This window comes from Kocuria sp. NPDC057446, from assembly GCF_042802875.1.
Classification (GTDB): Bacteria; Actinomycetota; Actinomycetes; order Actinomycetales; family Micrococcaceae; genus Kocuria.
On record NZ_JBHVDI010000152.1, the window covers coordinates 1 to 9,460 of the forward strand.

The window sequence follows — 9,460 nt, forward strand, 5'->3', positions numbered from 1 at the left end:
GATGTGATCGGCGGGCGCGCATGTGGTACCTTGTTTTCTGTTGCGTTCAGGACGAACGGCCGGAAACGGCACGACGTTCGCTCTGGATCCACTCGCGCGGGTGGCGGAATAGGCAGACGCGCTAGCTTGAGGTGCTAGTCCTCGTATTAGAGGGTGGGGGTTCAAGTCCCCCCTCGCGCACGGATGCGATGTCCCAGGACATCGGAAACACCCCGGACCCACGGTCCGGGGTGTTTTGCTGTGCCCGGGTGGCGACCGGGGGATGATGGGCGGGACCTCCTCCGCGCCGTCCCACCGATGCCGGCGATCGACAGGACCGCGCGGCGCCCGCGGAGTCCTCCTCCAGCTCCGCCACCGTGGCCACGGCGACGAGGACCGACCTGCGGTTCCGGCCGGTCCTCACGAGCAGCACTGGCAACGGCAGCACGTCTCTCCGCTCGCGGTGCTGTCGGAGCAGCCCCTCCCCGTGCCGACAGGTCACGGTTCTCCGCGGCAGAAGTCCCCGGGGAGCGCGTCGATCTCCAGGGCGAAGGCCATTGCGATCCGATCGTGTGTCACTCCGGGCAGGGACGCCAGATCACCACCACGGATGTTGCCGAGGATCTGGGCCGTGGTGCGGTCGTCCAGCAGAGCTCCTGTCACGTCCAGGGGACGGCCGGCCCGGTCGGTGATCTCGGCGAGGTAGAGCCCGTCCTCGACGTCGTCGCAGATGACCAGCAGCCTGGCTGCGTCCGGATGGCGAGTGCGGACCCGGAGCACCACTTCCGCCAGGGCCGCGGCGGTCAGCTCGTACCGGGCGCGCTGGAAGTTGCGCCGGGCGGTCTCGAACCGCGCGGTGGAGGTGGTCGGGCCCTGCAGCCGTGCTGACGAGGCGGGGGGAATCCTCATGGTCCCGACGCTACCGCCGCGGACCGACAGACCCTTCTCCGTGCGGCCGGCCGGGTCAGGCCACGGAGAGGAGCACGATGGTGGCCAGCACGTGCGGGTTGAGCCAGGTGATCGCGGTGATCGCCAGTGCGGTCCTGCCCGCGCCTCCGAGGCCACGAGGAGAAACATGTCCATGGATCAGCCGAAGTTGACGACGACGTCCTACGCGATCCGGGGGCTGCTCGCGATCAGGGCGTGGAGCACCTGCGAACTCGCCCAGCAGGTGCATGTGCGCATGCGCCGGTTCTGGCCCCGGGCCGAGAGCAAGCTGTACGAGGAGCCGAGGAAGCTCGCTGCCCGAGGGCTGGCCGCGTCCGAGGCCGGCCGCGTCGGCAAGTGGCAGCGGACGACGTACTCGGTCACCCCGGCGGGCAGAGATGCACTGGCCCGGTGGCTCGCCGAACCGGGCGGGCCGCCCAGCTGGTGCTGGTGGGACGCTTCCTGTCGGACTTCGCCGACATGACCGGACGGTGGGCGCAGTGGGCCGCTGAGGAGACCCGGCAGTGGCCGGAGGACGTGCGGGACGCCACCCCGAACCGGGACGCCCTCAGGGAGATCGCCGTTCGGGGGACGACCTGATCCGAGGGGCGCGCCTCGTCGGTGAACGACGTCGGGCCGGGCCCGGGGAACTGGTGCTCAAGCCGCGCGGACAGTGGCACGCCTTCTGGAACCCCGGTCAGGACCGTGCCCGGCTGCTGGAGATCATCTCCCCGGCCGGTTTCGAACAGTTCTTCCAGGAGGTCGGCCAGTACTACTCCTCCGAGCGCGACATGGACCTGGAGAGGTTCATGGCCGCGTGCGACCGGTACGCCCTGGAGATGGATCTCGAGTCGGTGCCCGAGCTGATCGGCCGGTTCGGCCTCGTCGCACCGCCGGAGATGACGTCGGGCGGCGGGTGAACCGAGAGCCGGTCAGGTGGTGCAGGCCACCAGGGCCATGGCCGCGCGGGTTGTCGCGCCGCTGATGCTCCCGGCCGTGGTGGTGATCCCACCGGCTGCCGAGACGGCGAGGGAGGTCCGGGGGCTGGCGTGCAGTGCGAACACTCCCTCACGGCGGGCGGACGCTCGCCGTGACGAACTCGCCGGCAGGCGCTCCGTCCTCGACGAGCAGCACGGCGGATCACGGTGCAGGGACGATCTTCGCCCCGGTCCTGGGGCGTGCCGCCCTGATGCAGAGCGTGGGGACGAGACGCGCATGGGCCGGCCCCGGAGATGGTCTTCCCGACCGCCGCCGACCCGGGGAACCAACCGAAGTGGGACTCCGGGGGATGGTGTCGGTGGCGAGACTCTCCGATGGAGCTCTGCGGCCCGGGGGCCGCTACCGCTCCGGGGCGGTCGTGGGGGAGACGGAGGCGCCCCAGAAGACCTCCCCGTCGTCGGCTTCGCCGGTCACGGTGATGGACTCCGGCCGGGCGTCGGCCGAGTCGCCGAACCGTACCGTCGTGGTCACCGGCGAGACGGCACAGTCCCCGCCGCCGTAGGTGCCGTGCGCGCCGGAGAGGGTCATCCGTGCGGGCCCGGCGCCCGAACCCGTGGGGGCGCAGGCCAGCGTGACGGCATACCAGCCCGGCGGCACGTCGGAGACGGTGCTCGTGGCACTCCCACCGTCCGAGCTCGTGGTGCCGGCCACGGAGAACCCGTCGTCGGTGGGCGCCGGGAGTGTCTCGGAGACCCAGCTCTCGAGGTCGCGGACCGGTACGTCGTCGGGCTGCGGCGAGGGAGCGCAGGCGGTGCCGGCCAGCAGGACTGCGGCGGTGCTCGCCACGACCGCGACCATCCGGATCGTCATGTCCGCCACCCCAGTGCCCTCGGGGAATCCGACCCGGCGGCGCGGGGCGTCACCGGGGGAGGTGGCGCTGCAGCCACAGGGTGCACCACATCTTCACCCGCAGCTCGTCCCAGGCCGGCACGTCGACCACCAGGGCGGCAGGCCCGTAGCGGTGCACCGAGGCGACACCGTCCCGGTCACACAGCTCGGCGATCAGATGCTCCACCAGGCCCGGGTGCTGCGCCGGGATGTCCTCGCGCAGCCCCACGTCGAAGCAGTCCAGCTCCGCGACCACCGTCACCAGCGGCTCCTGGAGGGCTGCCGACTCGGGACCCTCCCCGTGGAGGGCGTCGATCGTGCGGCGCGCGTGGGCGAGCATCTCGGTTCCGCTCATGGCCGACCGTCCGTGGGCGGACTGGTAGGCGCTGTAGAGCGGGAGGCCGGGGAGGAACAGGTGGTGGTGGTCGGTGCCGAGCACCGGGTAGTGCACCAGCGGGTGATCGGCCATGATGTGCTCGCCGACCTGCCAGACCGCCTGCGGGGCTGCGGCGACGAGGACGTCGCCGAGATAGGAGGCGAAGCCGTCGACGAGCGCGATCGTGGCGGCCGGCGGATGCGGGTCCACGAGCCGGCCGTGCCGGGCCCAGGACGGCCAGTCGGGCCGCGTCGGGTCCTCGGTCAGGGACTGGGCCACCGTGCCGTGCTCGGCGGCCCGGGCGGAGATCCAGGCCCACAGCGGGGAGACGGAGTAGACGGAGCCGTCGAGCATCTCGCCGGGGTCGAGGCCGTGCTCGGCCAGCGCGGCGCGCAGGCGCTCCAGCGCCGGGGCGCGTTCGGCCAGGTAGTCGTCGAGCGCGTCGGCGGCCTGACGCGCGGTCATGAGCTCGTACGGCTGATCTTCCATGGACGTGACTCTACTGCCGGTGCGCCGACCAGCACGAGGAAGCGGCCCGCGCCGGTGCGGCTACCCGCAGTGACGGTGTGCGGGGACCCGGTGTGCGCCGACGAGGCCCCGGTGACACGATGGAAGCGTCGCCCGGCCAGTGGCGACGGGACACCGCGGGCGTCGGCTCGCCCCTTCTGTGTGGAGGGCGGCCCGGCGCTCGTCCGCGTCGGCGGCGACGGCACCCCGCCGGGCCAACGGCAGCGGTCCGCGTGCGTGGTGCACGGCGCCGCGGAGCGTTCCGGCGCCCGGAGCGGGGACGTGCCGCCTCAGGAGCCGGTGCTGAGCTCGCCGCCGAGCTCGTTCCGGAGCTGCTCCAGCTGCGCCTCGTCCGGCGAGATGACGACCCAGTTCTCCGCGTGCAGGAAGGGAATCCTTCCTCTGTCGCCGAGGGCGTCGAGGAAACCCGCCATCTCCTCGTCGGAGCCGGCGACCGCCATGCCCATGAGTCCGTTGGAGCAGTCCAGGAAGGTCGTGTCCGGATCGTCCGGGGCGGACAGCTGATCGGTGCCGGGGCACTCGGCACCGGCGTCGACGACGTCCTCGCGCAGCGCCGCGGCGTCGTCGTAGGCCTCGGCGGGCCCGTTCACCATCGCCCGGATGTCGTCCGTGGTGGGCCCGCAGCCGGTCAGGGCCACGGTGGAGACGGCGAGCAGGGCAAGTGCAGGTCGGCGCATGACGGGACGTCCTGTCGTCGGAGGGAAGGGTGGCCGCGCCGGGATCAGCGAGCGCGCGAGTGCGACTCCTGGTCCGATCCTATGCGCTGGGCATCGGGGAGCAGGCCGGACGTCCCGCCTCGGCGGGACGCTCTCGCCCCGGTGCGACGGACGGCCGTCAGCGTACGCGGGGGAGCCGGCGGACCATGGCCACGCTGCTGCCGGCCACGATGCCGTACAGGAACGCCCCGACCGACTCGAAGCCGTGCTCCCGGACGGCCCGGGTGACCTCGGCCCGGCCCTCGTCGGCGCCGGTGAAGTCCGTGACGGTGCCGGCGGCGAAGACCGGGCCGTCCCCGGTCTCGCTCTCCACCACCTTCCAGCGGGTCGGGCCCTGGAACCCGGGCCCGGCGTCCTCGCCCCATGCCACGACCAGGGCGTAGAGGGTGTCGGTGCCCTCCTCCAGCTCCTCGACCGCGGTGGCCACGGTGCTGCGCAGCAGGTGGATGTCGCCGCCGCAGTCCCGCTCCAGGTAGTCGCGCAGGAAGGCGAGCAGGGCGTCGTAGGTGGGCATGGGAGGTCCTCCTTCAGCTCCGGCACGGTGTCTGTGGCACCAGATCGTAGATCCGTTCTCGCGCCCGGAGAACGTCCTCCGCAGCACATTCCGTCCGGCTCCCCGCACTGGACGGAGCGACCCCCGTGACGACGCCGCGTGACGGAGCCCGGTGGCGGGTCCCGTCAGGAGACGGGACCCCGCTCCTCGCCGGCCAGCGCGCTGATCCGGTCCCCGGCGGCGTCCATGCCCAGCGAGGCGAGCACCGCGAGCGCGGCCATCCACCGCCGCGGGTGGGTCGCGCCCCGCCCGATCAACCAGCGCTCGAGAGCGGCGTCGATCCGCAGCGACGCGGCCTGGGCCCCGCACGTCGCCGCGCCGAGCCCCAGGAGCAGAGCCGCCCGCGCGGCCACCGGCAGCCGCTGCACGGAGACGGGGACCTCCTCGGCACCGGGGGTGTGGTGGGCACCGGAGTCGGCGGGCTCCTCCGCGCCGATGTTCCGCGAGAGCGCCCAGGCTCCCGCGGAGGCGACCAGGACCCCCGGCACCAGGACGTAGGCGGCGCGCACCCGGGGCGACCAGCCGGACGGGGAGATCAGGGTCAGCGCCCCGGCGGCCGCGGAGCCGGTCAGGGAGAGCACAAGATTGTTCATGGTTCCACGCTACGTGCCCCACCCCCGGACGTCACCCGACCGGACGGGCGAGGCATCGGGGTCCGCGTCGTCCGATCCGCGTGGAACCGGGCGGCGTGCGGCATCGACTCCGTCGGGGCCCGTCACCAAGGCGGTGGACCTCGGATCGCGGCCAGGATCTGTCCGCGGTCCCCGAGACACTGGACACGGGCCCGGGGCACCGCCCGAGGCACCTGGACCGGGAGGAGACCGCCATGACCGACCTCGATGTCGTCGCCTGTGCCGCCGACCAGCTCGACCGGCACTGGGCCCACCAGCTGCGGCCCCGCCTCGCCGGCCTGACCGACGAGGAGTACTTCTTCGATCCGACCGGCGGATCCGCGTGGACGGTCCATCCGCGGACGGAGCACCGGACCCCGATGCAGGCGGGCCGCGGTGGGTTCGTGGTCGACTTCGCCCTGCCCGAACCGGTGCCCGCGCCGTTCACGACCATCGCCTGGCGGACGGCCCACGTCGTCGTCGGAGTCCTCGCCGTGCGCAGCCACGGGCACTTCGCCGGCCCGGAGGCCTCCTACGGGCACTGGGCCTACGCCGGGACCGCGGACGAGGCGCTCGACCAGCTCGATCGCGAGGTCGCGCGCTGGTCGACCGGGGTGCACTCGCTGACGGCGGCGGACCTGGCGCGTCCGTGCGGGCCGGCGGAGGGTCCCCACGCGGACCTGCCGATGCTCGCCCTGGTGCTGCACATCAACCGCGAGCTGATCCACCACGGGGCGGAGATCGCCCTGCTGCGCGACCTGTACGCCCACACCCGCTGATCCGCCCCGACCGCCCGCACCCGTCCGCCGCCGATCCGTGACGCCCGACACCACAGGAGCCCACCATGCCCTTCCTCACCCCCACCGTCACCGACGAGCGCGACGCGCTGGCGGTCTTCGCGAGCCAGCAGATCCGCCAGATCGCCAGCACCCTCCTGGGGCTCGACGCCGAGCAGCTCCGGGCGACGCCCTCGGCGAGCGCCATGAGCCTCGGAGCACTGGCCCGGCACGTGCTGTTCATCGGCGGGCACGGTGCCGTCGCCGCGCTCACCGATCCCGGCCGGCCCCCAGCAGGACCCGCGGACGACGCCGACTGGGCCGCCGGCGCGGTCCTGCCCGAGGCCGTCCGTCCGGAGGACACCGCCGAGTCCCTGCGCGCCGCCCTGCACGCGCTGGCCGACCGCGTCGAGACCGCGCTGCGCGCCGCGGACCCCGAGACCCGCATCCCCGTCCCGGAGGCCCCGTGGTTCCCCCAGGACCTGGGGACGTGGCCCGCCCGCTGGGTCGCGCTGCACCTGGTCGAGGAGAACGCCCGGCACGCCGGGCACGCCGACATCCTCCGCGAGTCCCTCGACGGACGGACCGCCTACGAGCTCAACGCCCTGGCCGACGGGGTGGCCCGGGGCGCGGCCGGCTGAGTGGTGGGAGGTGCCGGCGCTCGCCGGCGGACGGAGGTCACCGGTCGCCGGCGCGGCGCGCGGTGTCCGTCCCGGGGTGCTCGGGTTCGGGTTCCTCGGGCTCCAGGTCCTCCGGTGCCGGGACGTCGTCCTGCGCCTCCTCGGCCGTCGTGTCGGCCCGTCGGTTGTTCTCGTCGGTGGCGGCGGTCAGCCAGTCCTCGTCGCGGACGCCCAGTCGCTCCTGGGCCGTCTCCGCGTAGGCCTCGTTGCGGTCCGCGGGCTCGGGATAGCGCTCCATCTCCGGCTCCTGTCCTGCTCGACGGTGATGGCCCGATCCTATGCCCGGCTCCGGCGTGCGCGCAGCGGCCCGCCCGCGCCGCTCAGCCCCCGTCGAGGAGCCGGCGCAGCGTCAGGGCGTTGCGCACGGCGTGGCCCTCGCCGTCGTTGTTGAAGTACGCGTACACCTCGCGCCCGCCGTGGTGCCACTCCCGGATCCGGTCCGCCCACCAGGCCAGGTCCGCGTCCGAGTAGGAGCCCGCGTAGAGGTGGTGGTGGTCGGGGCCGTGGAAGCGGACGTAGACGAACGGGGCGGTGGCCTCGAGGACGCAGGGCAGCCCGGCCCCGCTGAGCACGCAGTACGCGGCGCCGTGGCGCCGGAGCAGCGCGAACACCTCGGGGTGCACCCAGCTGTCGTGGCGGAACTCGACCGCCACCGGGAGCCAGTCCGGCAGGCCGGCCAGGAACCAGTCGAGACGCGCGTCGTCGCGGGCCTGCCCCGGCGGGAGCTGCACGAGCAGCACCCCGCGCCGGTCCCGCAGCTCGTGCCAGGACCCGGCGATCCGCCGGCTCCAGGCCTCGGGTGCGTACAGCTTCTTGGCGTGCGTCAGTCCGCGGGGGGCCTTCACGGTCATCCGGAAGCCCTCCGGCAGGCGCCGGTTCCAGCCGGCGAAGGTGGTGTCCCGGGGCCAACGGTAGAAGCTGGCGTTGAGCTCCACGGTGGAGAAGGCCCGGGTGTATATCTCCAGGCGTCTCGACGGCGGTGTGCCCGGAGGATAGAGGACGTGCTCCCAGTGCTCGTAGCTCCACCCGGAGGTGCCGATGTGCCAGCCCATGGGCTCCAGGCTAGCCGCGGAGCCCGCCGGTCCCGTGCCGGGTGCCCTCGTCCTGGACGTAGGGTGTTCACCGGCACGCACGGCGGCACCGGCCGCCGACCGCCCCGCACGATCCCAGGAGACCCCGCATGACCAGTCCCGCCGCCCGGCCCGCCAGGACGCGATGATGGCGAAGCTCTACTTCCGGCACGGGGCGATGAACTCCGGCAAGTCCACGGTGCTGATCCAGGCCGCGCACAACTACGAGGAGCGGGACCAGACGGTCCTCGTGGCCAAGCCCTCGATCGACTCGAAGGGCGCGGACACCGTGGTCTCCCGCCTGGGGGAGACGCGGCGGGTCGACCTGCTCCTGGCCCCGGCCGACGCGGCGCGCGAGCGCTTCCGGGCCGTCGTCGAGCGGCGGGGGCCGGTGCACTGCCTGCTGGTCGACGAGGCACAGTTCCTCACCCCGGCCCAGGTCGACGACCTGCTGCGCATCGCCGTGCTCGACGGCGTCCCGGTCCTGGCCTACGGGCTGCGCACCGACTTCCGCACGGAGGCGTTCCCGGGCGCGGCGCGCCTGCTGGCCGTCGCCCACACGGTGGAGGAGCTGCGCACCATCTGCCGCTGCGGGTCCAAGGCGATGTTCAACGCCCGCTCGGTGGACGGCAAGCCGGTCCTCGAGGGCGACCAGGTCGCCATCGACGGCGTGGCGGTCTCCTACGAGTCGATGTGCGCGAGCTGCTATCTGCGGCACTCCGGAGGTCGCCTGCGCTGACCCGGAGCCGCTGAGCCGGGGCACCGGGCCGCGGGAGGTCCTCAGGGGCCGACGTCCCGGTCGTCCTCCCGGCCGTGCCGGTCGACGACGGCCCAGAACAGGTCCTCGGGGATCGCCTCGAGATCGGGGTGCAGGGCCGCGAGCTCGTCGATGATGGCGGCCACGTCGTAGTGGGCGTGCACGTCGCCGCGCCGTGCCAGCCGGTTGGAGGCGATCAGCCCCTCGACGTAGGCGGCGTGGTCGGCGTCGGTGAAGGTGCTGAGGGCCGCGTCGGCCCACAGCTTCTCGAACGCCGGGTGTCCCTCGGTGACGAGCCGTGCCGCGGCGTGGGCGCCCTCGGGGTCGGAGGAGCCGGCGGTCGGGGCGTCCCACACCAGTCCGGTGGCCTTGGCGAAGCGGGTCCCGTCGTCGACCGTGACCGTCCGGTCGGTCTCGTCGACGACGGTGCGCCGTTCGGTCCGCAGGACCGGGTCGCCGCGCACGACCACGGCACGGGAGCCGACGCCGGTGGCGCCGCCGGCGTGGTGGGGCTGGCTCACGGGAACCTCCTCGGGGTCCGGGGGACGGGACCGGCCGGTCCGCCGGGTCGCCGATGCGCCGAACCTAGCAGTCGGCGCGGGCCCCCGGTACCCCTCGAGGACGGCGGCCGGCGGGCACCACCGGCACCCCCGGGAACGC

The 9,460-nt window shown here is 73.7% G+C and carries 16 protein-coding genes and 1 tRNA gene; 7 read left to right on the forward strand and 10 right to left on the reverse strand.

The window, feature by feature from the left end; translation table 11 throughout:
* Positions 1-94: 94 nt before the first annotated feature.
* A tRNA-Leu gene (locus tag ACFU0Y_RS15020) sits at positions 95-180 on the forward strand.
* A gap of 297 nt (positions 181-477) precedes the next feature.
* Here the strand turns inward: ACFU0Y_RS15020 and ACFU0Y_RS15025 are convergent.
* The gene (locus tag ACFU0Y_RS15025; RefSeq protein ID WP_380215331.1) at positions 478-888 is read right to left on the reverse strand and encodes a hypothetical protein; all 411 of its coding nucleotides are present in this window, start codon (positions 886-888) and stop codon (positions 478-480) included.
* 172 nt (positions 889-1,060) lie between these two features.
* Between ACFU0Y_RS15025 and ACFU0Y_RS15030 the strand changes: the two genes are divergently transcribed.
* Genes ACFU0Y_RS15030 through ACFU0Y_RS15040 form a run of 3 tightly spaced genes read left to right on the forward strand, consistent with a single transcriptional unit; the run spans position 1,061 to position 1,826 of the window.
* Positions 1,061-1,390 (forward strand): PadR family transcriptional regulator, encoded by a 330-nt coding sequence (locus ACFU0Y_RS15030; protein ID WP_380215332.1) that lies wholly within the window; start codon positions 1,061-1,063, stop codon positions 1,388-1,390.
* Positions 1,318-1,506 (forward strand): hypothetical protein, encoded by a 189-nt coding sequence (locus tag ACFU0Y_RS15035; RefSeq protein WP_380215346.1) that lies wholly within the window; start codon positions 1,318-1,320, stop codon positions 1,504-1,506. The genes ACFU0Y_RS15030 and ACFU0Y_RS15035 overlap by 73 nt, the downstream gene beginning before the upstream one ends.
* Positions 1,431-1,826, forward strand: coding sequence for a cupin domain-containing protein (locus ACFU0Y_RS15040; RefSeq protein WP_380215333.1), 396 nt, complete (start codon positions 1,431-1,433; stop codon positions 1,824-1,826). Before ACFU0Y_RS15035 ends, ACFU0Y_RS15040 begins: the two co-directional genes overlap by 76 nt.
* 12 nt (positions 1,827-1,838) lie before the next feature.
* Here the strand turns inward: ACFU0Y_RS15040 and ACFU0Y_RS15045 are convergent, their stop codons facing one another.
* From ACFU0Y_RS15045 to ACFU0Y_RS15070, 6 genes are all read right to left on the reverse strand, one after another.
* Positions 1,839-1,970, reverse strand: a complete 132-nt coding sequence (locus ACFU0Y_RS15045) for a hypothetical protein (RefSeq protein ID WP_380215334.1) — start codon at positions 1,968-1,970, stop codon at positions 1,839-1,841.
* Between the two features lie 274 nt (positions 1,971-2,244).
* Positions 2,245-2,715 (reverse strand): hypothetical protein, encoded by a 471-nt coding sequence (locus tag ACFU0Y_RS15050; protein WP_380215335.1) that lies wholly within the window; start codon positions 2,713-2,715, stop codon positions 2,245-2,247.
* 49 nt (positions 2,716-2,764) lie between these two features.
* A complete protein-coding gene (locus ACFU0Y_RS15055; RefSeq protein ID WP_380215336.1) occupies positions 2,765-3,598 on the reverse strand; it encodes a hypothetical protein in 834 nt (277 codons plus the stop codon).
* A gap of 308 nt (positions 3,599-3,906) precedes the next feature.
* Positions 3,907-4,314 (reverse strand): hypothetical protein, encoded by a 408-nt coding sequence (locus ACFU0Y_RS15060; RefSeq protein ID WP_380215337.1) that lies wholly within the window; start codon positions 4,312-4,314, stop codon positions 3,907-3,909.
* 157 nt (positions 4,315-4,471) lie between these two features.
* Positions 4,472-4,867 carry a hypothetical protein gene (locus ACFU0Y_RS15065; RefSeq protein ID WP_380215338.1) on the reverse strand — a complete coding sequence of 132 codons (396 nt, stop codon included), beginning with the start codon at positions 4,865-4,867 and terminating at the stop codon, positions 4,472-4,474.
* A gap of 164 nt (positions 4,868-5,031) precedes the next feature.
* Positions 5,032-5,499, reverse strand: coding sequence for a hypothetical protein (locus ACFU0Y_RS15070; protein ID WP_380215339.1), 468 nt, complete (start codon positions 5,497-5,499; stop codon positions 5,032-5,034).
* Positions 5,500-5,732: 233 nt separating this feature from the next.
* Here ACFU0Y_RS15070 and ACFU0Y_RS15075 point away from each other — a divergent pair, with 233 nt between their 5' ends.
* Both ACFU0Y_RS15075 and ACFU0Y_RS15080 read left to right on the forward strand, forming a co-directional pair.
* Complete coding sequence (locus tag ACFU0Y_RS15075) at positions 5,733-6,296, forward strand: DinB family protein (RefSeq protein ID WP_380215340.1); 564 nt, start codon at positions 5,733-5,735, stop codon at positions 6,294-6,296.
* Between the two features lie 65 nt (positions 6,297-6,361).
* The gene (locus ACFU0Y_RS15080) at positions 6,362-6,934 is read left to right on the forward strand and encodes a DUF664 domain-containing protein (protein WP_380215341.1); all 573 of its coding nucleotides are present in this window, start codon (positions 6,362-6,364) and stop codon (positions 6,932-6,934) included.
* Positions 6,935-6,971: 37 nt separating this feature from the next.
* On the opposite strand, the gene ACFU0Y_RS15085 is transcribed toward ACFU0Y_RS15080, so the two are convergent.
* Positions 6,972-7,211 carry a hypothetical protein gene (locus ACFU0Y_RS15085; protein WP_380215342.1) on the reverse strand — a complete coding sequence of 80 codons (240 nt, stop codon included), beginning with the start codon at positions 7,209-7,211 and terminating at the stop codon, positions 6,972-6,974.
* An 82-nt stretch (positions 7,212-7,293) separates the two neighbouring features.
* A complete protein-coding gene (locus ACFU0Y_RS15090; RefSeq protein WP_380215343.1) occupies positions 7,294-8,025 on the reverse strand; it encodes a DUF72 domain-containing protein in 732 nt (243 codons plus the stop codon).
* Between the two features lie 166 nt (positions 8,026-8,191).
* Here ACFU0Y_RS15090 and ACFU0Y_RS15095 point away from each other — a divergent pair, with 166 nt between their 5' ends.
* Entirely contained in the window at positions 8,192-8,782 is a 591-nt protein-coding gene (locus ACFU0Y_RS15095; RefSeq protein ID WP_380215345.1) for a thymidine kinase, read from the forward strand.
* A 41-nt stretch (positions 8,783-8,823) separates the two neighbouring features.
* Here ACFU0Y_RS15095 and ACFU0Y_RS15100 read toward each other — a convergent pair whose 3' ends face one another.
* On the reverse strand, positions 8,824-9,321 hold the full coding sequence (locus ACFU0Y_RS15100) for a hypothetical protein (protein WP_380215344.1): 498 nt from the start codon (positions 9,319-9,321) through the stop codon (positions 8,824-8,826).
* Positions 9,322-9,460 lie beyond the last annotated feature (139 nt).